This window comes from Mycoplasma sp. 5370 (assembly GCF_054343435.1).
Window position 1 is genome coordinate 1 of the sequence record NZ_JBTGVF010000014.1, and the last position, 23227, is coordinate 23227.

21 protein-coding genes and 1 other RNA gene are annotated in these 23227 nt (G+C 22.9%); 3 read left to right on the plus strand and 19 right to left on the minus strand.

Features of this window, described 5'->3' with window-relative positions; genetic code table 4:
• Positions 1–75: 75 nt before the first annotated feature.
• The 7 genes from ACXX88_RS02580 to ACXX88_RS02610 form a co-directional block, all read right to left on the minus strand.
• Complete coding sequence (locus tag ACXX88_RS02580) at positions 76–1002, minus strand: PfkB family carbohydrate kinase (protein ID WP_436359132.1); 927 nt, start codon at positions 1000–1002, stop codon at positions 76–78.
• A 1-nt stretch (position 1003) separates the two neighbouring features.
• Complete coding sequence (locus ACXX88_RS02585; RefSeq protein WP_436359130.1) at positions 1004–3067, minus strand: PTS fructose transporter subunit IIABC; 2064 nt, start codon at positions 3065–3067, stop codon at positions 1004–1006.
• A gap of 86 nt (positions 3068–3153) precedes the next feature.
• Positions 3154–7128 carry an Mbov_0399 family ICE element protein gene (locus tag ACXX88_RS02590; RefSeq protein ID WP_458559505.1) on the minus strand — a complete coding sequence of 1325 codons (3975 nt, stop codon included), beginning with the start codon at positions 7126–7128 and terminating at the stop codon, positions 3154–3156.
• Positions 7118–9745: an Mbov_0397 family ICE element conjugal transfer ATPase gene (locus tag ACXX88_RS02595; RefSeq protein WP_458559506.1), complete on the minus strand. Its 2628-nt coding sequence runs from the start codon at positions 9743–9745 to the stop codon at positions 7118–7120. Before ACXX88_RS02595 ends, ACXX88_RS02590 begins: the two co-directional genes overlap by 11 nt.
• A complete protein-coding gene (locus tag ACXX88_RS02600; protein ID WP_436359126.1) occupies positions 9732–10928 on the minus strand; it encodes an Mbov_0396 family ICE element transmembrane protein in 1197 nt (398 codons plus the stop codon). Before ACXX88_RS02600 ends, ACXX88_RS02595 begins: the two co-directional genes overlap by 14 nt.
• A complete protein-coding gene (locus tag ACXX88_RS02605) occupies positions 10928–11227 on the minus strand; it encodes an Mbov_0395 family pilin-like conjugal transfer protein (RefSeq protein WP_436359125.1) in 300 nt (99 codons plus the stop codon). Before ACXX88_RS02605 ends, ACXX88_RS02600 begins: the two co-directional genes overlap by 1 nt.
• Positions 11221–11982 (minus strand): DNA-processing protein DprA, encoded by a 762-nt coding sequence (locus tag ACXX88_RS02610; RefSeq protein WP_436359124.1) that lies wholly within the window; start codon positions 11980–11982, stop codon positions 11221–11223. The genes ACXX88_RS02605 and ACXX88_RS02610 overlap by 7 nt, the downstream gene beginning before the upstream one ends.
• Positions 11983–12095: 113 nt before the next feature.
• On the opposite strand from ACXX88_RS02610, the gene ACXX88_RS02615 reads away from it, so the two are divergent.
• Entirely contained in the window at positions 12096–13109 is a 1014-nt protein-coding gene (locus ACXX88_RS02615; protein ID WP_436359123.1) for a YhjD/YihY/BrkB family envelope integrity protein, read from the plus strand.
• 26 nt (positions 13110–13135) lie between these two features.
• Here ACXX88_RS02615 and topA read toward each other — a convergent pair whose 3' ends face one another.
• The 10 genes from topA to ACXX88_RS02665 form a co-directional block, all read right to left on the minus strand.
• A complete protein-coding gene (gene topA, locus ACXX88_RS02620) occupies positions 13136–14968 on the minus strand; it encodes a type I DNA topoisomerase (RefSeq protein WP_436359122.1) in 1833 nt (610 codons plus the stop codon).
• A gap of 23 nt (positions 14969–14991) precedes the next feature.
• The gene (gene hpt / locus ACXX88_RS02625) at positions 14992–15543 is read right to left on the minus strand and encodes a hypoxanthine phosphoribosyltransferase (protein ID WP_436359121.1); all 552 of its coding nucleotides are present in this window, start codon (positions 15541–15543) and stop codon (positions 14992–14994) included.
• 75 nt (positions 15544–15618) lie between these two features.
• Positions 15619–16527, minus strand: coding sequence for a translation elongation factor Ts (gene tsf / locus ACXX88_RS02630; protein ID WP_458557557.1), 909 nt, complete (start codon positions 16525–16527; stop codon positions 15619–15621).
• Positions 16528–16530: 3 nt separating this feature from the next.
• On the minus strand, positions 16531–17403 hold the full coding sequence (gene rpsB, locus ACXX88_RS02635; RefSeq protein ID WP_436359119.1) for a 30S ribosomal protein S2: 873 nt from the start codon (positions 17401–17403) through the stop codon (positions 16531–16533).
• Between the two features lie 177 nt (positions 17404–17580).
• Entirely contained in the window at positions 17581–18018 is a 438-nt protein-coding gene (locus tag ACXX88_RS02640) for an iron-sulfur cluster assembly scaffold protein (protein ID WP_436359118.1), read from the minus strand.
• A 1-nt stretch (position 18019) separates the two neighbouring features.
• On the minus strand, positions 18020–19171 hold the full coding sequence (locus tag ACXX88_RS02645) for an aminotransferase class V-fold PLP-dependent enzyme (protein WP_436359117.1): 1152 nt from the start codon (positions 19169–19171) through the stop codon (positions 18020–18022).
• On the minus strand, positions 19164–19898 hold the full coding sequence (locus ACXX88_RS02650; protein ID WP_436359116.1) for a TlyA family RNA methyltransferase: 735 nt from the start codon (positions 19896–19898) through the stop codon (positions 19164–19166). The genes ACXX88_RS02645 and ACXX88_RS02650 overlap by 8 nt, the downstream gene beginning before the upstream one ends.
• A 2-nt stretch (positions 19899–19900) precedes the next feature.
• Positions 19901–20341 carry a hypothetical protein gene (locus ACXX88_RS02655; RefSeq protein ID WP_436359115.1) on the minus strand — a complete coding sequence of 147 codons (441 nt, stop codon included), beginning with the start codon at positions 20339–20341 and terminating at the stop codon, positions 19901–19903.
• Positions 20310–20738, minus strand: a complete 429-nt coding sequence (locus tag ACXX88_RS02660; protein ID WP_436359113.1) for a transcription antitermination factor NusB — start codon at positions 20736–20738, stop codon at positions 20310–20312. The genes ACXX88_RS02655 and ACXX88_RS02660 overlap by 32 nt, the downstream gene beginning before the upstream one ends.
• A 3-nt stretch (positions 20739–20741) precedes the next feature.
• The gene (locus tag ACXX88_RS02665; protein WP_458559507.1) at positions 20742–21488 is read right to left on the minus strand and encodes a YebC/PmpR family DNA-binding transcriptional regulator; all 747 of its coding nucleotides are present in this window, start codon (positions 21486–21488) and stop codon (positions 20742–20744) included.
• Between the two features lie 209 nt (positions 21489–21697).
• On the opposite strand from ACXX88_RS02665, the gene ACXX88_RS02670 reads away from it, so the two are divergent.
• Positions 21698–21913 carry an MAG6790 family protein gene (locus ACXX88_RS02670; protein WP_458559508.1) on the plus strand — a complete coding sequence of 72 codons (216 nt, stop codon included), beginning with the start codon at positions 21698–21700 and terminating at the stop codon, positions 21911–21913.
• 134 nt (positions 21914–22047) lie between these two features.
• Positions 22048–22287: a hypothetical protein gene (locus ACXX88_RS02675; protein WP_458559509.1), complete on the plus strand. Its 240-nt coding sequence runs from the start codon at positions 22048–22050 to the stop codon at positions 22285–22287.
• Positions 22288–22291: 4 nt separating this feature from the next.
• On the opposite strand, the gene ssrA is transcribed toward ACXX88_RS02675, so the two are convergent.
• Positions 22292–22673: a transfer-messenger RNA gene (gene ssrA / locus ACXX88_RS02680) on the minus strand.
• 60 nt (positions 22674–22733) lie between these two features.
• Complete coding sequence (locus ACXX88_RS02685) at positions 22734–23147, minus strand: hypothetical protein (RefSeq protein WP_458559510.1); 414 nt, start codon at positions 23145–23147, stop codon at positions 22734–22736.
• Positions 23148–23227 lie beyond the last annotated feature (80 nt).

The following is a 23227-nucleotide window of genomic DNA, read 5'->3' on the forward strand; positions in this document are numbered from 1 at the left end:
TATAAAATACAAATAGGTTATAAAAACACTGGTGCACTTTATATTTCATTTAAGGCACCATAATTTAAATGGTGTTTAATAAGATAATTTCTCAATTTTTACGTTATTTAAAAATTTTTCTGTTAATTTTTTATTTCCTAATCATTGAGAAGCAACAGTCCCCATTGCTGCTGCATTAGCTATACGAAAAGAATTTTCAGCATTCTCTAAGTTTAAAAAATAGTTTGAAACAAACATAGAAATAACTGTGTCTCCCGCTCCTGTGGCGGAAACAACATTTATTTTCTCAATTACTGATGCTTTATAAATTTCTTTTTCTTTAGTTAATAAATATGAACCATTTTTATCCAATGAAACCATAACATTTTGACATCCATTGTTTTGAATTTTTTTCATTATTTCTATTAATTCTTTTTCTGAAGAAATTTTTGTATTGAAATTTCTTTCTAACTCGTCCTTATTAGGTTTAATTAAAAAAGGATTGTATTTAATATATGTTTGCATTTTTTCTGTATCAATGTCTAAAACAAAATTAATTCCTTTTTGATAAATAATTTCAATAATTTCTTCTGTTATAAATTCATTGCTATGTCCCATGATTAAAAGAAGATCATTTTTGGTTATTTTATTTAATTCTTTTTTGAGTTTTCCAACTAAATCATAAGACAAATTAGTTTTAGGTCCATTTAGTTCAAAATCTGTATTTTTTCCGTAAAATTTTATATTTAGTCTTGTTTTTTTAGGGTGATCTATATTTATTAATTTAATATTTTCAGTATTAAAAATTTCTTTAAATTCTTTATAAGTATCTGCATCAAAAAAACTTATTGCTGTATTATCGATATCGTGTCTTTTCAAAATAATTGAAGCATTTATTCCTTTTCCGCCTGGGAAAATGTGTGAATCAATATATCTATTTACTTCTTTTAAATTAAAAGTTGCGTTTTCAATAACCAAATCTTTTGATGGAGAAAGTGTTAAAGTATAAATATTTTTACTCATATTATTTAGCTTGTTTTTTATTTGCAAATTTGTGCATTAAAATTATTGTTAATGCTGATGCAAAAGATCCAAGTAAAATAGCTAAAATTCAAAATACAATACCTAAACCAATTTGCAATCCAAAACTATTAAATAGATGTGTTCTTGCTAAAAAGACAACAAACATTCCACCATGTGGTGCAACAATATTAACACCAAGAAGTGCAGAAACTATACCAGCAACTGCTCCACCCACAATGTTAGCAGGTACTAATATTTTTGGTCTTTGTGAAGTATAAGGAATTGCTCCTTCTGAAATGAATGATAAACCAAAAATTATGTTAGAAATTCTTCCAGCTTCAATTTCTTCTTTAGTTCATAATTTTTTACTAATAAACATTGATAATGAAATTCCTAAAGGAGGAACCATACCAGCCGCCATTACTGCAGCCATAGAAACTGAAGATTGACCATTTACAATTGTTAATGTACCAAAAATGTATGCAGCTTTATTAATTGGTCCACCTAAGTCAATTGCCATCATTGAACCAAGAATTAGTCCTAGTAATCATGCTAAATAAGGTTTATTTTGCATTAATTGTAAAAATAATACTAAACCTAAATTTACATAAATTAATACTATGTTAACAACTCAAAATGCTAAAGCTATAACAATTGTTCCAAATAAAGGAATAAATAAAATATTTTTAATTCCTTGTAAATGTTTTGGAAGTTTTCCAAAAACATATTTAGAAAATACAATTATCATTGCACCTACAAAAAATGCTCCAAGTATTCCACCAACAAAACCTGACCCAGTTCCTAAAAATTTATCAGCATTATTTACTCCTGAGTTAGTAATTGATGGTAACAAGAATGAATATGTATCTGATAATCCTCCACTTGCTATTGTCCCGATCACAAAACCAGGTAATAACCCTTGTCTTCCTACTAAAGCAAAAGAAATATAAGCTGTAAGCACAGGAACCGCTAATCCAAGTGATACTTTACCTATTTTGAAAAATAGATTAGCAACACCGTTATTAAATCCAAATGATGCTAAAAATCCGTTAGATTGAATATCAACACCTAATGCTTTACCTACTATTAAATCGATAATGAATCCAATAGCTAAAATAATTCCACCAAAAACTATAAAAGGTAACATATATGAAATACCAGTTAATAGGGAACGATGCATTTTTTTAGCAAAACCACTAAAACTTAATTCCCCTTCTACGTTTTCAGTTTTATTTCCAGAAGAAACAGATTTAATTTTGGTTCCTTTATTATCTAAAATTTTTTGAATTTGTTCTTCTGGTTTATGTATTGCCTTTTGAGTTGAAATTTCAATAACATTAGAACAGTTGGCAAATTTTTCTTTTTCTATTTCTCTATCAACAGCTAAAATTACACCTTTTGCTTTTTCGATTTCAGCACTTGATAAAGGATTTTTTATTCCATCTGCACCTTGTGTTTCTACCTTTATTGAAAGATTCATTTTTTTAGCCTGTTCAATTAATTTTTGCTCGGCTAAATAAGTATGAGCAATTCCTGTTGGACAAGCGGTTACAGCAACTATATCATATGTTTGATTTAAATTGTTATTATTTGTATTTTTATCATTTTCTTGCTCATATTTTTCAATTAATAACATAAAATCATCTACTGTTTGAATTCTTTCTAAAGATTCAATAAAATCAGGTTTGGTTAAAAATTTTGCTAATTTTGACATTATATCTAAATGAGAATTTTCTCTTTGTTGATTAGAAAAAGCCATAGCAAAAATGTATTTAACAGGTTTTCCATCTATGGAATTTCAATCTAAATTATTAACTCTTGCAAATAATAAAGTTGATTCCTTAATACAATCATCACTCATATGTGGAACTGCAATATAGTCACCTATACCAGTTGAATCTTGTTCTTCTCTTTTTAAAAATAAATTAAAAACAGTTTCTTGATTATCACTGTATTTTTTAGAATAAAGTTCTTTAGAAAAGAAATTTAAAACTTCTTTTTTAGAACTAAATTCTTTATTTAAATAAATAGTATCTTTATTTTTAAATAAATCTTTTATTTTCATAATTTTCCTTTCTTTGTATAATTTGAATTTAATTATACCAAATAAAGAAACATATTATGATATAAAAAAATAATGGTTATATCAAATTATTTTCTATATTTAAAGAATTTTTTATAAAATTTAATACCTATTAACGTGGATGAAGTGGTTAAAAAAGCAAAAATAGGTATTAATCAAAGAAAGTTAAATTTTTTTGATTTATTATTTTTCTGTTCTTTGTTAAAAGTTTCTTTTATGTTTTTAAACTTTTCTTTTGACAAAAAATTTATGACATAAAATCTTGTTTTACCAACCAATTTGTTTTCTTTATTATTTAAATTGGGAATTATTTCAAAATTCAAAATATTACTACCGCTTTTTGATACCAATTTCTCTATTTTTTCTTTATTTTCTATATCTAAAATAAAATAATCACTTTCATAATTAAACAAAAATTCATTAAAATAATCTTTAATATAATTAATTATTTTATTTTTTAACTCAAAATAATTTCCTAATTCAGTCTTTAATTCAGGAATTTTATAATTACTCAAATCAATTAATTTTTGATTTTCTATATTTTCTATTTTTACTTTGAGTGTCGAAAAATTAACTATATTGTCATATTTTCCTTTTATTTTGAAAAAAATGAATTTGTTTCTATGAGCAATTAAAGATAAAATTTTTTCATCAAAATATTCAATTTCTAATTCATTAGGAAAAGAAATATTATTATTAATAAAATAAGTATTTATGTAAGAAATTATTTTATTTTTAATCTCAATTTCATCAATAGATTTTAGTATCAAATCTTCCATTTTTATAGTGCTTAAATCCAAAATTTCCTTTATTTTTCTTGTTTTATTTTCAAAATTGAATATAGTTATTATTTTATTTTCATCACTATGATTAGATTTTATTTTTAAATATATAAAATCTTCTTTATTTCTATTTGCTAAATTAATTATTTCTTCTACTTTTTCAGTTTCGTTTTCAATGAAATAATCTTCATTATAATTAAAATTATTTGAGATATTTTCTGCTAAAAAATTTTTAATTTTTTCTAAAATTTTTTCACTATTTGTTTCATTTCCTAAATTAATACTATTGGATGAAAAATTATTAAACATCTTTTTAACTAATTTAAAATTAGTGTTACTTTTTATTTTATAAACGATACTGGAGTTTTCTTTTTTTATAAAATATTGCTCTTGAAAATGGTGAATAACTTCAAAATTAAAAATTAATTTGTCATCCAGTTTTTCAATAAAATAACTCACTTTGTCTTTATTTTCAAAATTGAACCATTCAGAATTAGCATTTAACTCCTGTTCTAAAGAAAAATTTTTAGATATATATTCTTTATCTATAGAAGGTATAATTTCAGTTTTATCAGCACTATTTAAATGCTCAATTTCTTGTAAATAATCAGTTCTTCAAGAAACAGGAATGTAAAAATATTTATTATTTATAACAAAATCAGAATTGGAAACTTCTTCTTTTATATCAAAACTTATTTTAATAATATTTTTATTAGTTTTTAATTGTTCAATTTTTCATATGGTTTTATCTTTGTTTTCAAAATCCAAAATGTTTTCATTAAAAAAATTTTTGTTGCTTTCAAAGTCTTTTTCATTTATTGACTTAGCTTGAAGTTTAATTCCTTCCTCGTTAATTAAAGGATTTATTTCAATGGTATTTTCTAAAATTGTATTTTGAAAATAACCATTTATGGAACTGCTCACATATTCTTGTCAGTACTTTATTATTTTTTCATAATTTATATTTTTTATAGTTTCTTCATTAAATTTATATTTATTTTTTAAATAAATAGATAAATGTTTTCCATATAATGTATCAAAAAAGTTTGAAATCTTGGAATTTACAAAAATTGAAGTGAAATTGTTATTACTTTTTTTATTGCCAATTAGTGCTATTTTATAATTTGTTAATCCTTTTGGCAATTTTGATGTAAACAATCAAATTCCAGAACTTGAAAAATAATTATTTTCATTTTCGCTTATTTTTATCGTTGTTCCATTATGGTTATTTTCATTATCATCAATCAAATTAAATTCATTATTTTGATTGTCAATTTTAAATCTTTTATTTGATGATGTTGAATCATTTACCTTTAAATTTACCCCTTTTTCTATTACAACAGCTTCAGCAATAAAACCTATTTTTTCAAAATTTTTATTTCTTATTTTTCCTAAACTGTCAATAGGATCTTGAAGAAAAATTGTTTCATAAGGCAATAAATTTGAATTATTGGAATAATCAACTCAAACTAACTGTTTTTTAGTTCCGGTTTCTTTATCTATTAATGGGTCATAAAATGGGTTTTTCTTTTTTGAGCCATCGTTATTTAAAATAAAATTATTGTTTGAATCCTTTAAAAAAGGTTCTATTAAATCTCTTTGATTTTTATTATTTGCTGGATCTCAAGCAAATCACCTTAATTTTAAATCTAAATTGTTATTTTCTATTTCAATAATAGCGGTTCATCTGAAGATTTCATTTTTATTTTCTTTATTTATATCACTTTTATCATATTTCACCAAATCTATTTTATAGACCGCATTTGTAGATTCTTTGTAGTTAAAATTTAAGTCATAGAAGAAATCTCTGTTTATTACATCTATCTTTCTATCGTTAATGTAAAGAATTTCATTTTCTTGTGGTAAGGTTTTAAAATTTATTTTAACTGGAGTATTATAAACTCAATGACCACCATAAGTTTCAGTTATATTTTTATCATTTGCTTTTCTAGTTCTTGAATCATTTATCAACTCTAATGAATTATAATTAGTTATATCTAAATATTTACCAGGAACTATAACTAGTCTATCTTTCATAAGTTGACTTCTAAAAATTTCAGTTTCTTTATATTTTATTGTTGTATTTTCAGTTAAATTCAATATATTTTCTGAATTTGTGATTTTATTTCTATATCTTAAAGAAAAATTGATAGTTTCTATATTTGATTTTCTAACTGTTCTATATTGAAGATTGATATCGTTTGCAAACTTTACATCATTATAACTACTTTTAAATTTTCTAATTTTTTCTTCTAAATACTCAATATTTGTTTTTAATGAACTACTTCTTTTTTCTGTATAAAGACCATTAGATGCACCTGTATCTGTATTAATTTCTAAGTAATTATTAGTTAAAAAATTAGAAAAAAATCTATTTTTTATAATATTTAAACTTTTTAAAGTTTCATAATGGTCTACATTCAATAAATCATAATTAATGTGAAAATTAAAAGATAATTTAACTTTAAAATTTGTTAATCTAACATGAATATTATCTATATTATTGCCATTAAATTGTCCATTGGTTAAATAAAATTGTAATTCTACTTTTAAATTATCCATAAAAAAGCTTTTTATTTCTTTATTATTTGTTGAAAAACGTTCTTTATATTCGTCAACTTTTTCATTTAACTTGCCAAAAACATACTTACTGATATTCAAACCATTAGAACCACTTGTAGAAAATTGTAAATCAGGAAAATTTTCATTTTGCTTATCTAATCCAAAGTAAAAATATAACTGTTTATGTTGATTATTTAAAATATTATATCTAATATAAGAATTGTGAATTGCAAAAGAACCATCATCATGATTTAAACCATTTGGAGCTAATTTAGATCCTATAAATTCCGTTCTTTGAAAATTAAAATTTTGATATGTTCACCCTTCTAAACCAAAAGCTATATTTATATTAGCTCCATATCATTTGGGATTTAAGTAATTTACTCAACTTCATAATCCAAAACCACCTTTTTTATTTGTGTATTCATGTTGAGCATATTTTCTATTTCAATTATAACTATCATAAAAAACAGTAAATGGTTTTTTATTTGAATTTATTTCATTGAAAGATCTTATTCATTCACTATAAGTTAATAAATCTCTTAAATTAGGTGAAAACTCAAATTCAGTTACAAATCTTTCATTAAAATTATGATTAGTTTTTGAATTATCCCTAATGTTTTGTTCATTCAATTCCATTGATGACATCATAAAAGGTATAAACGGAACAGTTGTTAATAAAAAATTATTAATTTTCATTATTCTCCATATTAATTAGCATATTTTTCTCTATTTCGTTATAATAAACTCTAAAATATACTTTCTTTTTCAAAGAAGATACAAGTAAAGATTCTCCTTTTCTTGCATTTAATAAGAAGTTAGTATCAAATTCATTTATTAAATTAAAATTTTCATTTTTTGAAAAAGGATTAAATAAAGAATTAATTATTTTTATATCGTCACCAGGTAAATTGAATAAGAATTTATATTGAATATTTTTTAAGATTCCATTAGTTTTATTTCTCATATTTTCATTTAATGAAAAGTCAGATGGATTTTGTGTAGATAAAATAAGTGAACCTTTAAATTTTCTTATGGTTTTAGCAGTATCAAAAATAAAGTCTAATGTTTGCAAGTTTTTGTGGTCTAAAAATTTATGAACTTCATCAAAAATAACTAAACTTTTTCTTTTATTTTTATAAAAATTATCGTTTATTTTTGTTTGAATTAAATTTAAAATCATAAAGAAAAAAGCATTGGAATTTTCTTTTGTAGAATTTTCTGTAAATGTCTTTACATCTATAATAATAAAATCTGAATTTAAATCCAAATTAGTTTTACCATTATAATTAGATGAATAAATTCCACTATTTTCAAAATTAATTTTTAATCATTCTAGCAATTTTATCCTTTCTTTTTCATATATTTCTTTATAATTTTTATCAAAATTTATTTCCTTAACTTTAATTATTAAATCACTAATTATAGGGAAATTCACTATATCATCTTTTAAATTTAAATTATTATAAATTCCTTTTAACGCTTTTATAAGTATGTATTCTTTTTCTTCTGTTAAATTTGGATATAATATTTTAATTCAATTTATAAAAAATACTATTTGATTTGTTATAGATCTTTCTATATTTTTATAATCTATAACAAACATTTGTAAAGGATTTATAGTTGTTTTTCCTGTACCTAAATCAAGTCAACTAATGGGAAACATATTTTTAAAATTTTGATATTCTCTTTGTGGATCAATTATTATAACTGAACTATTATTTTTGAGATAATTATCTAAAATAATCTTTTTTATTGTAGTAGTTTTACCACTACCAGAAGTACCGAAAAAAATACAATTTGAATTTGTATGATTAAAATTTCTTTTTCAAATATCTCAAATTATAGATTGCTTTTTATTTTTTCCAAGTAGAAACGAATTTTTATCAATATTTTTTTCAAATGTAAACGGTCAAGCATAAGCAATATTTCTTGAAACCATTTCTATATTTTCTTTTAATTGATCATTATTTAAAAAAGAAAAGGTTTTATATGCATCTATTTGTCTAAAATTTAATTTATTCATTATTGATTTCTCCTTTTTTATTGAATTATTTAAAACTAAATTTACATCATTTTTTAATTCACTTAAATTTTTATTAATATTTAAAAAAAGCATTGATGTCTTAAATAACTTATAATTTTCCACATTTAAAAGATAAGATAATTCATCAAGTGCTTCAATATTTTTTAACTCTTTTTTGCTTCTATATTGAGATTTTTTATTAAATGCCATACTGGTAAGCACTTTATTATTAGCAGCGTTTATTATTTTTTCATAATCTTCGGAAGCTATAGGTGATAAATGTCAAATAATTCAAGAATTATTAGAATTGAAAAATGTTTCAGCTCATCCTACATTTAAATTTAATGCTAAATCATTAATGGTGCTAATTTTACCTTGAAAAGAGTTAACAGAAAAATGATTTTTCTTAAAAACTAATTTTTTAGGTTTTAACAAATCAATTAATTTTTCTTTACTATTAATTTCATAAAAATCATTTAAAAGATTTTCAAAAGGATTAAAAAAAGAAAATAAAAATTTTATAACATTTTCTTTATTTAGTGTATTATTAGATATTTCTTGTTTATCAAAAAAGTCTTTAATATATTTTAATTCTTCATTTATACTTTCTTTTTTTGAAGAAAATATAATAAGAAAATATTCATCTTCAAATTCAAAATTCTGAAGGTTTTTTATATCTTCTTTACAATTATCAATATATGAATTTACTTCTTGATTTACAAATTTAAAATCTTTTTCTTCATCAATATTTATAGAAAAATTTATATTTTTTCTTGCTTTTAAAAAAGAAATTTTTTCTTCTCTTGTGTTAAAAAAACTAACAAACTGATCTAAAAAATATTTCTTTTCTTCAGTGTTTCTTGTTCAAATATTCAAACCATCAAATTTTATGACTGATATAAACTTATATTTATTTTCTATTAAATTTTTAAGTTTAATTTGACCATCATCATTTATATCATCTAAATTTACAAAAAAATTTGTGTTTGTTTTTTTAGAACTTTTACTAAAATTCTTATTTTCTGTCCAAAACATTATAATTCTTCATAGAATAACTCAAATTCTTGCATTATGTGATGGAATATAAATTAATAAAGAAGCAAAAAGCAATGATAAAACAAAAATAATAGAAATTGAAATTATTTTTTTATATTTTAAAATATCTGGAACAGAATATCAACCTATAAAAAAAGAAATTATAATTTCAGAAAAAAGAAATATTAAATCAGATAAATAAAAATTTCTTGCTATCAATATTTTATTTTTTTTGATACTTTTAGGTTGAAGCATTTTTTCCTTTCAAATTAGTGGTTATATCGTTATATGTTTTATTCAAATGTATATCATCTAATTGTAGAGATATTTTTTTTGAATTTAGTTCTTCAATGGAAATAAATTTAGTTAACTCTGTTTTATTATTTTTAAGATTTGCATTTTGACTTTTAATTATTTCTTTATTTTTTATAAAATTTTTGATTTCTTTTAAAACACTATTAGTTTCCTTTATATTTTCTTTTATTTTATATTCTTGATTTGTTAAAATTGAAATATATTTTAAAAACTTATTACAAGAAATAGCACCTCCTATTAACAAAATAGTTAAAATAAACATTTTGCTAAAATAATTTAAACTATTAACTTCAGTTATTCATGAATTTATAGAAATAGCATAAAAAGAAAAAATATTCAGAATCACTAAATAAACAAAAATAGAAATAAGTTTTGAAAAGAAACTTCTTTTTCAATATAAAAATTTCTTACCTTCATCCATTAAAATTGTTGAAAAGATAAACGGAGAAATTAAAAATAAAAAGAAATATTGAAATGTTTTATTAGCTAAATTTATACCACTTTTTATAAAAATAATTATTAACGAAATACCTACTATTGCAGGAAAAAATAGCAATTGTGAAGATGAAACAGAAAGATTTTTATAAGTTTCAAAATCAATAACTGAATAAGAATTATTATTTGTCAATTTTGTTCAAATGCTTTCCTGTATATCTTCTGGTTTTAGTGCTAAAAATATATTGTTAGCTATATTAGTTTTACTATTAAAACTTATAATCAAAATATTAAATATACTATTAAATATATTAATAACAATAAAACTTAAAAGTGGAATAAGAAAAACTAATAAAATTGAAGGTATTATATTCTTAAAAAGATTAAGAATTTTCACATTTTTATCGTTTTTCTTTGAGAATGACAATTTAATAATAACAGATATAAAAATTCCTATAAATACAATGCTGTTAATTATCAAAAAAGCACTAAAAACAATAGGTATTTTAATCTCACTATACTTTAATTGCTCTGCAGCTTTGCCAAAAAATAAAAGATTAATTAAAGGCGTGCTTAAAAAATTAAAAACTTGTGTAATTACAGATAAAAATTTAAAAGGTATTGTTATGAAAACAAACCAAAAAAATGAAAAAATAGAATAAAAAATTCTATCAACTATATCTAGCATTATGATATTCCAGAAGCTGCTTTTTTACTTATATCAACTGCAAAATTTACACCAATAGCGAAAATTATGATTATAACTACAAAAATAACTAAAATTATAAAAAAATGTACAATATTAGCTTTTCTTTTTTCACCAATAGAATAAACGATTTTTATACCAGTATAAATCGCTGCAATCATCAATAAAAAACCTACAAGTCCTGCAAATGCAGATAAAACAATATAACCAATTGAACTTGTTTTTTCAGCAATTTCGTTAATTATTACTTCACCACTATCGCTAGCAAATAACTTTAACATTCTTTCTCCTTAAATTCATAGACATCCTTTACAGAAGTTATTAAATTAGCACCTTGTTTTATTAAACTAGAGTTTCCATCTTCTTCGCTAAAGTCACCAGGAAAACAGTAAACTTCTTTTCCGACATTAAGAAAATTGCTAACCAAATTCATTATTCCACTTTTAGTTTTTGAAGAATAAATTATAAGTGCATCACTCAATGCTGCAACCAGTCTATTTCTGTTTCTCAATTTATTTTTTGAAATATTGACATTATTTGGATATTCAGAAATAATTAAAGTCTTTTCATCCAAATCCACTTTGTTGGCAAAATAAGGATTATTTAACCCATTTGCTGAAATATAAATAGTTTCACCTTGTTTTAGTTTATAAAAATCATTGATTTTCATGTCTAAGTTTTTATAATAACAAGTTACTAATGTATGTCTTTTTATAACCTCTGGTAATGATTGATTAAGAAATTCATCTATTTTTTCATTATGAAAATCACCTGTTAAAGTCATTTTTCATTCTCTTTTTAAAAGTTCTATATTTCCTTCATAAAATATAACAAAAGGTGGATTTGTTAATATTTTAAAAGATTCAGGATATTCTTCATCCATTATAGTAATTGCTTTTATTTCTTTACTTTTGACCAAATCATCTATTTTTTCCAGTTCTTCTTCTGGTACTTTTTCTAATGTTTTTAAAGCATTATAAATTTCCATAAAATTTCCTGAGTATTTTATTGCAAAATAAATTAATATATTATTCATTTTTCCCTCCATTTAAATTTTCTTTTTTTTAATAAAAAATAATAAAAAAAACTAATTTAGGAAAAAAGAGCAATTTTTCATAAATTTATAAGACTAAATAGTATAATTTAGCAATGAAAAACAATAATTGATTTAAAGACAAATTAATAAAAAAGAAAAATAAATTTTTGATAAAAAGACTTTTAAATTTCTTTATTTTAATAATATTAAAAATATCTATAAGACCTAAAACTTGAAAAACTAGAAAAGATGAAGTTAAAACTCTAGTGTCTAGAAGTATTAATAAGTTAGCTTCTGTGGAATTTGCTTTTTTACCACCTGGATTTGCTTTTTATCTTTTTGTTTCCTTTATACCTATTCTTATTATTAGTTTTTCAATTATTTCTTCTATTAATTTTGGTTGATTTTCAAATAATTTAGAAAATCTCAAAGATTTTTTATTAGAACAAATTTTAAATCGTTATATTCCAGGAATTAATAATTCAATTCCAAAAACACTTAATATTTTTTCAAGCACAACTTGAGAAACAACTACTTTTATTTTATTATTAATTTCATCGCTTTGAATTGCGTCATCAGGTTATGCAAAATTTATATCTAGTCAATCTGTTATTTATAATCACAAAAATACGGGAAATATCTTTTTAAATCGTTTAAAAGGAATATTAATTGTAATAATAATTTCAACAATTTTATCTTTATTTTTAAGTGTTTCTTCTTTAATTTTTATTTCATTAAAAAGTAAAATTGAAGAAATTTGATTATATGATTTGTCTTTTTATTTAATTTCAATTATATTTTTATTTATGTTTTTTTATATTACATGATTAATTACTTTAAAAATAAGCCCTGTATTTAAAATTAGCTTTAAACAAATTTTGCCAGGAACTTTTATTAGTGCATTATCTTCAACTTTATTTTCAATTATTTTTGGTTTTCTAGCATCAGCAAAATTTATTAATTATGATAAGTTTGGAACATTAGCTACTTTTTTATATCTTTCTACATTTTGTTTATATATTTCATACTTGTTATATTTTGGAGTTATAATAAACGAAGCATTTTATAAGAGTTTATTTAGTCAAATTACTAAACATAAATATAAATTTCAAAAAACAAAAATATAAAACACAGAAAAATTCTGTGTTTTTGTTTATTTTTTACGTCTAAAAACCTTTTTAGCGTCTGGATCAGGTTTCATAAATTTACATTCAGGAAATGAAGAACATCCAATAAATCTTTGACCGTTTTTCTTATTATAACGATAAATTAAAGGTGCTTCATTCTCAGGACAATTTTCCCCTGTATATTCCAGTGGAATTTGCACTTTTTTATTATTTTGTTCTGAATCAGCCATTTTTTCTTGAAAATCATTTCAGAAAGTATTCATAAAAGATTTGTAATCTTCTTTACCTTCTGCAATTTCATTTAATTCTTCTTCAATAGAAGAAGTGTATTTTTCTTGAATAATTTTAGGAACTGAATCTTTTAAAACTTCTAAAGCAGCATAACCAAAATCCGTAGGTATTAATGCATTATTTTTAGATTCAACATAAAATCTATCTTTTAAAACAGAAACTGTTGATGAAAAGGTGGATGGTCTTCCTACTTTAATTTCATCCATAGCTTCAATTAAAGAACCTTCATTATATCTGCTTGGTGGGTTTGTTTGATTTTCAGAAGGAATGTATTCGTTAACTTTTACAATTTCACCTTTCTTAAAATCAGGGATAAAATCATCTTTATCACGACCTATTAAAGAAAAATATCCATCAAAAACTACTTTGGAAGAACTTAATTTAAATCAGTGTCCGTTATTTTCGAATTCATAACGAACGATTTCTCTAATAGGTGTTTCCATAACAGCTTGTAAAGAAATGTTATAAATTAAATTATAAATTTTATATTGTGAATCATTTAAATTAAATTTAACTTTAGCCATATCAGGTGTTAATGTTCAATCTGTAGGTCTAATGGCTTCGTGGGCATCTTGATCTCCAGAAATCCCTTTTACAGTATTAGAAACATAGTTTTTTCCGTATTTTTTCTCTACATAACTTTTAGCGTTATTTATAAATGTTTGACTTAATCTAGTTGAATCTGTTCTTGGATAAGAAATTAATCCACCACTTTCATCAATACCTTCATAAAGTTCTTGTAAAACTTTTGTTACTAACTTAGAAGACATACCTGCTTTTTTAAACAAAGTAGATTGTTTTAAAGGTGTAATTTTAGCATCTGCTTTTCTTGTTATTTTTATATTTTTAACAACTAAATCACCTTTTAATTCTGACATTATTTTATTAATATTAAAATTACTAATTCATTCAGAATTTTCAAATTCTTTCTTGTCCTTATAAAAGAAACTAAACTCTAAATTATTATCTGATGTTGCTTTTATTGTGTGGTATTTAGTTGGAATAAATTTTTTGATTTCTTCTTCACGATCTACAACTAATTTAAGTGCAATGGATTGAACTCTTCCTGCTGAAGGGTTTGTTCTTGCATTTTGAATTTTTCTTGTTAATAAGTTGGATAATCTAAAACCAATTATTCTATCGAGCATTCTTCTTGATTTTTGTGAATTAATTAAATTTTGATCAATCATTAAAGGTTTATTAATAGCGTTTTTTATAGCTTCTTCTGTGATTTCATTATATTTAATTCTTTGATATTTATTTTCAATATTCAATGCTTCAACTAAATTATATCCAATCGCTTCTCCTTCACGATCCGGGTCAGTTGCGATTAAAACTTCATCAGATTCTTTTGCAGCTTTTTTCAATTCTTTAATAATAGTTTTTTTCTTTATATCTTCTTTATAAATGGGTTCTCAATTTTCAAAATCGATCCCTAAACCGTAAATACCGCTTGTTTTCATTTCAAAAATATGCCCATTACAAGCCATAACTTGATAATCGGTTCCTAAATATTTTTGAATTGTTTTAATTTTATTTGGTGACTCAACAATTACTATTTTTTTCATATTATTTAATTATATAAGAATATTTACATATCATCAAAACTTTTTTCATCAAAAACTCCAATATATGGTAAATTTCTCATTTTTTCCTTTACATCCAACCCAAAACCAACTAAAAATTCATTAGGAACTTCAATACCAAATTTATCTGGATTATAATTTGTTTGTCTTCCGCTTGGTTTATTCAATAAAGTTAAAACTCTTAAACTTTTTGGTTTTTTAGCTTTTAATAATTCCACAACTTTTTCAATTGTTATCCCTGAATCAATGATATCTTCTGTAATTAGAACATCTTTCCCAACAATATCATGAGCTAAATCCATAATTATTTTTACAGATCCAGTTGATTGTTGCCCACCTGCATATGAAGATAAAGTCATAAAATCAATAATATGATCAACTTTTATATCTTTAATTAATTGAGCAAGAAAAGGTAATGAACCTTTTAGTAAACCTATAATAACTAAATCCTTGGACTCTTTATATGTTTCATTAACTCAGTTAGCTAATTCCTTTATTGTTTTTTCAAGATGTTCTCTTGTGTATAACACTTTTTTTATTCTTTTGTCAATTTCCATTTTATTTATAAAATCCTTTTTTTAAATTTATTAATAAAAAATTAGGAAATATTTTTGTCCTAATTTTTTAAAATATTATTTTTTTGTTGCTTCAGCTACTTGTGCAGCTACTTCAGCAGCAAAATCAGTTTCTTGTTTTTCAATACCTTCCCCAACTTCAAAACGAACTATTTCTAGTAAAGAAGATTTTTTAGAATCTAAATATGATTTAACTTTAAAACTGCTGTCCATTACAAATTCTTGTAATTCTAAAACAATTTTAGCAAGTTCTTTTTCAACTTTACCATTAATCATCATTTGTTTAATGTTCTCTGGTTTTTTAGAATTTTTTGGATCATTTTCAATTTCTAAAGTAAATTCTTTAGTTAATTTATCAACTTCAGAACTTGGAACTTGTGAAACAAGAGCATACTCTGGATTCATAGCAGCAACGTGCATTGAAACATTTTTAGCAGCTTCTTCATTTTCTCCGTTAATTAAAACTAATGATGCAACTCTTCCGTTTGTATGAATGTATGAACCAATTCTTTGTGATTCAGATGCAGATAATTTTTTAGCTCTTCTAAAAGCAATTTTTTCACCAATTGTTGCAGTTGCATCAACACATAACTCTTCAATTGTTTTTCCGTTTTCATCTTTTAAATGAGTTGCTTCTTCATTAGAAGAAAAATCCCCTTTTAAAAGCACTTGACCTATTTTATTAACTAAATCAATAAATTGCTTATTTTGTGCAACAAAGTCTGTTTCTGAATTTACTTCAAAAACTACAGCAGCTTTTCCATTTGTTGCTACTGATACTAAACCTTCTGCAGCAATTCTTCCTGCTTTTTTAGCTGCTTTAGCTTTTCCGTTTTCTTGTAATCATAAAATTGCTTTTTCAACACTTCAACTTGAAGCTTCTAAAGCTTTTTTACAATCCACCATAGGAGCATCTGTTCTTTCTCTTAACTCTTTTATAAGAGCCATTGTATTAACTTTTTCCATTATTTACTCCTTTTCAACTTTTTCTACTTTATTTGCATTTTCTTTGAAGTTATTTCTTCTTTGAAATTCTCTTTTTTCTTTTTCTGGATCTTCAGGTAAAATAACTTTTTCATCTTCTTGATATGCAAATAATTGTTTTCCATTTTTAGCAGCAACAATAGCATCTGCTAAAATTGTTAAAATTAATGTAATTGATTTTACAGAATCGTCGTTTGCAGGAATTCCAAAATCTACTCATTCTGGATCTGCGTCTGTATCTAAAATACCAATAACTTTAATTCCTTTTCTTTTTGCTTCTTTAATAGCAATTAAATCATTTTTAGGATCAGCAATAATCATTACATCTGGAAGTCTTTTCATCTCCCTAATCCCTTGAAGATTTTTGTGTAATTTTTGAAGTTCTTTAGTTTTTAAAACTCCTTCTTTTTTAGTGTAACCTTCAAAGTTAGTTTCTGCTAATTTTTCTAAGTCTTCCATTTGTCTAACTCTTGAAAAAATAGTTCTATTATTTGTAATAGTTCCACCTAATCATCTTTCAGAAACATAAATTGAATTTGTTCTTAAAGCTTGCTCTTCAACTGCTTTTTTAGCTTGTCTTTTTGTTCCAACAAAAATAAATGAAGCTCCTTTTTGTGCTGCTTTATAAACTAATTTGTAAGCAAATTCTAAAGCTCTTTGAGTTTTTAAGATATCAATAATATGTGTTCCTAATTTTTTTGTATGAATGTATGGTTTCATTTTAGGATTTCATTGTGAAGCTTTGTGACCAAAATAAGTTCCAGCTTCTAATAATTTTTGTTTTGAAACAATTTCTCTTTCATTTGATTGAGAATGTGTTTCTTTTGCATTGTGATGCATTTCTTTTTTTTCTGACATTTTTTCCTCTTTTTATTTGTTATTCTTCCTATAATTTCGAACATTTGGCACTTTTCTCAAGCACACCCAAATGAATTCATTATAGTGCTTTTTTATTTTTTAAATTTTATATATTAAATTTTACCAAATTTTTTCAATATAAAAAGAAAGAAGTTAAATTAAGTTTCTTTCTTTTGTTTATTTTCCTTTATTTACTCATGATTCAATATTATCTAGCACTACTTTATAAATCATTGAAGCACATTCTAGCCTATTTAAGTGAGTTTTAACATCATTAAACGCCACTAAATTTCCTATTTTTTCTAAATTATCAACATTTTTCTTTTGATTTATTAAACTTTTATAAATTTCGATGATTTCTTTAATTTCTATAATTGTTTTGTTTTTTATAATGTCAAGAAAAATATCTGCTGAAGATAAAAAAACTGCACAGCCTATACCTTTAAATTTAGCATCTATTACTGTATTTTCTTGTAAATTAAGTGCTAATCAAATTTCATCAACACAATTAGAACTATGTAAATAATTATTATTTCAGTTTGGTAATTCTGCAACTTTATTTTTTGCATTAGAGTAATGATCCATTATTAATTTTCTTTTTTGATTTGCGTCCATTTTATATAAAACTTAAAAAGTCTCCTCCTTCTTTTAGTGCTTGTACTAATTTATCTACATCTGTTTTATCATTATAAAAAGCTACAGAAATTCTTACATAATTATTTTCATTTTCTACTTCAGAAAGAAGTTTTGAACAAAAATTTCCGCTTCTAACATATATATCTTTATGACCTAAATAAGAAGCTATATCTTGTGGTGCATATTGTTTTATGTTAAATAAAGTTATAAAATCACCCCTTTTAGATGATATATTTATACCTTCAATTGTTGATAATTGGTCATATAAATAATTAGCTACTTCTAAATTTAAATTATGAATTTTTTCAATTGAAACTTCGTTAATTAAATCAATTGCTTTATCTAATTGTCAAATTGCCGCTAAATTCATAGTTCCTGGTTCAAAAGCACTAATTCCGCTTTTTCGAGTTCAATTATTAGATTTATCTATTTTTTCAACTGCTCCACCACCAAAAATAACAGGGTTAATTTTATTTAAAATTTTACTTTTTATTGCTAAAACTCCTAAACCTGTAGGTCCATACATTTTATTTGCACTAAAAACTACTATATCTGAATTTTTAAAAGAAACTTTGTCATGAGCAATTGCTTGAGCAGCATCATTGAACACTATTGCTTTTACTTCTTTTGCTTTTTTATAAATTTCAGTAGAATTAAAATTTTGGTTTATGTTATTTGTAACTTGAGAATAGCAAATAATTTTAGTATTTTTATTAATATCTTCTAAAAGGTTTTTTGAATATTTTACTTTTAAATTTAACTCTTTAGCTATTTCGATTCAAGGAACTATATTAGAAGAATGATTATAAAATGATAAAAGGATTTCATCATTTGCTTTTAAAAGTTGTTTAGACATTAATGCAAATACATTAATCGATTCAGTTGTTCCTGATGTAAAAATAATTTCATCTTTTTTAGCATCTATAAGTTTGGCAATTTTTTTTCTAACAGTTTCCACTTTTTTTAAAACCTGGATTCCTATTTTTGAATCTGATGTTCTAGTACTTATTGAGTAATTTGAATAAAAATCTACACCCGCTTCTATTACTGATAAAGGTTTTTGAGCTAAAGCTGCATTATCAAAATATGTTATTTTTGATAACATAGGAAATAATTTTTTGTAGTTATTCATATTGACTCCTTTTAAATAAAGTTATATATTCTATATTTTTAGATTTATTGCCTAAAATTGGCGATTTGAAAATTTTTATAAGTTCAAAACCATTATCTTTTCCGTATTCAACAACTCTATTTATTAAAAATTGATGATACTTTTCGTCAACATAACCACCTTTTTCCACATATTTACTACTTGCTTCAAATTGTGGTTTTATCAATAACATAATATCTGTATTTAATGTCACGATTTCTTTTATTACCTTAAACACTTCTTTTAAACTTATAAAAGAAACATCACAAACTATGATATCCATTTTTTCTTTAAAAAGTTCAAATGAAATTGACTTTAAATTTGTCTTTTCTAAAGGAATTACCTTTGTATTCGTTCTTAATGAGTAGTCAAGTTGGTTTGTTCCAGAATCCAATGAATAAACTTTTTTTGCACCATGTTTTAAACTAACTTCTGTAAATCCACCAGTTGAAGAACCAATATCTAAAACTGTTTTATCTTGAAAATTTAAATTAAAAAGTTTAATAGCTTCTAGCAATTTATAAGCCCCTCTAGAAACTCATTCTTTTTTTTCTTCAAAAACTTCTACTTTATCTTTTTCAAAAGAAATTTTAGTACTTGGAATAAAAATAATTTCACCATTAACTTTGACTTTACCCATCCTAATAAGAGTTTCAGCGTTTTTAAGATTTTTTTGTTCTAAAAGTTGTAAAAGAGTTAATTTAGACATTTTTATTTTGCTACCTCTAAAATTTTAGTTATATAATAGTTAAAATTGCAAGTCGACTCCATTAATTCATTTGCAAAAAAATTAAATTTTTTTCTACTTTCTTTTTCAAACTCAAAAATATTATTATGATTCATTTTTACGCGAAAATAAAGGAAATTAGACAAATAAGTAGAAATTTTTTTATTATCTATTTTACTTAAAACTTCATCTGTATTAAGTATTTGTTGTGATATCCATATAAAAGATTCTGAATTAAACTTTTTAATCAATGAAATTTCTTGTTCATAAATCTCTTTTATATCAATTTTTAAATTAAATATTAAAGCTAACTTTGTAATTAAAAAATACATTTTTTTATTACTAAAAATGTATTTATATTCTTTTTCATAATTATTTTTTTTAATTAAAGAATTAATTTTTTTCAATTTTAAATTGTTTTTCATATTCTTTACTTACTTTATCTAAAATAGCATTCACAAATTTATAATCTGTATCTTCTTCTAAAGTAAAATCCTTTGTTATTTCTACGAATTCATTAATTACTATTCTTTTATCCAAATACATTAATTCAAAAGCACCCATCAATAAAATTGCTCTAATTAAAGGTTTTACATTATTTCATAATACATTTTCTTTAAAAAATGAACTAATAATTTTTTTATGGAAAAAATACTGTTTTTCTATTAATTCTAATGTTTGTATTTGTTGCTTATTTAAATCTTTACTCTCAAAAATTCGATTACTTTCAATTACAAGATCTTGTAACTCATAAGAATAAATTACAGAAATTAACTCAATTCTATATTGCTTTCTTGATTTTTTACTAGATATTGATTTCATTTTTTACTCTTCTTCAGAAAGAACAGATAAATCCATATTATGAAATACTTCTTGGATGTCATCATCGTCTTCAAATTTTTCAATATGTTCTAATAATTTTTTTGTTTTTTCTTCATCTAATTGAACCTCTTGATTTGGGATATAAGTTACTTCTGCAGTTTTATATTCAAAATTGTATTGTTTATCCAATGCTGTTTTTAAACTTAAAAATTTTGATGGTTCACAATAAATTTCATAATATTCATTTTCTGATTTAAAGTCTTCTGCTCCATTTTCTAAAGAAAATAACATCAATTCTTCTTCATTTGCAAGATTTTTTTCAATTTCTAAAACACCTTTTTGATCAAAAACATAAGGGATAGAACCTTGTTTTCCAACTTGCCCTCCTGCTTTTTTAAATAGTGCTTGAATATTTGCTGTAATACGGTTCATATTATCTGTTAAACAAATAACCAAAAATGTTACACCACCTGCTAAAGTTCCTGAATAAATAACTTCTTTAAAATCAATCCCTTCTTTTGAAGTTCCTGTTGCTTTTGCTATTGCCTTTTCAATATTTGCTTTAGGCATTGATTTTGCTCTTGCTTTAGAAACTACTAATCTTAAAGCTGGATTTGTATCTATATCTCCACCACCTTTAGCTGCAGCAACCATTATTTCTTTCGAAAATTTAGCAAAAATTTTTCCTCTTATTGCATCTTGGGCACCTTTTCTATGTTTAATATTAGCTCATTTTGAATGTCCAGCCATTTTATCTCCTTATTTTATTGAATTAAATATGTATGTAATAATTTATTTTAAATTATAATAAATTTTTTGATTTTTATTATGGTTTTTTATATAAAAATTAAAAAAATCTATTTTTTTATATTTATATAGTTATTTTAAATTTTATTTTTAAAAATTACTGTAAAAAGTTTTATAATTTTATTGTATAGATATTAAAGAAAGAGGTAAATATGTATCAATATAAAGCCATTTTAAAATCTACAAAAGAAGTAATTGCTCAAGGACATTCTCTGGAAGATATAGAAAAAGATATTGTTCATTTTATAAGAGAGCAAAAAAAGGGAATTCATACTAATAGTAATGTTCCTATTGAAATTTATCATATTCAAAGAAATAAAACAGATGGAATTGATTTATCTAAAGGAAAATTAGTAAAAACTATATAAAATTCATAAATATAAATAGGATTTAGTCCTATTTTTTATACTTTAAATTAAAAAACTTCAAAAAAATGGATTTTTTTCTTTTTAAAGTTCATTTTTTAATTTTTTTATTTTTTAAGTGTTATAATGATTTTGTTATGAATGAATTAGAAATTAAAAAAACTTTTAATGAAATTTTCAGTTGAAAATCTCATTATGATAAAGAAAACAGCCTATCTTGCGGTTATAAAAAACAATACTATCATTTTTTAAGTTATGATTCAAAAACAAATACAATTTATTATAGAGTTAGTGATAGTAATAATCCTGAAGACAACAATGCTTTTTATTATGATACAAGCATTAAATATGAAAAAATGCTTGAAATAAAAAAATAAAAAATGGTGGAGATGCCGGGAGTTGAACCCGGGTCCACACATAAGCTTTATTAAAAGTTTACAGTTTATTTAGTTTTTATAATAAATTAGTCTAAAACTAACAAAAAGAATCTAATTTATTTAACTATAAATTTCTTTAGATTTTAGTTAAATCTATCTAAATATCCTTTAAAAAAACTTAAAAAATAAAATCAAAGGAAAATCTTATTTTTTAACTAATTTTTAATTAAGCAAAAATTAGATTTGAATTTGCAGAAGCTAACATGTTAAATGATACTTCTGATTTTTTATTTTCTTTTCCATTTAGAAAAGCCTAGAAGTAATTATAGTCTACTACACTACTGAGTTTTAATATTACTTATATATGTCGAAGCCAGTACACCCCCATACATAATTATTCTATCACATAAATAAAAAATATCTTAGGGAAAATCCAAGATATTTAATTATTTTAGTTTTGAAGCTCATTTTAGAAATTTTTTTACATTTGGAAAATCTTTTTTAAAATGTATATCATAAATAATTTCATCAATAAATGGTAAATAAAAATTGTCATTTCTTGATTTATACTGAATTTCAATTTGACTAAAAATTTCTTTAAAATCATTTATAGTTTTTGGTTTATATAAATGTTTGATGAAATCTCTATAAAAATTTTCTGTTTTTAAATCCATTTTAAAAAATATTAAATAATTTGGATTTTGCTTTTTCTGTGGTAATTTTTCATATTCATCAATAAAAATGAATTCTTTTCTAAAAATTTTCTTTTTAGTAAAAATTATTTCATTGAAGATAACGATTCTTCTTGTATATTGTATTAAACTATAAATAAAAATAAATATCAAAATTTCTAAAATCAAAGTTAATGAAAAAATAACTATAAATCCTAAATTTTTACTAAATTTCTATACTTAGTTAATTTTATTGTTTAATTCATCTA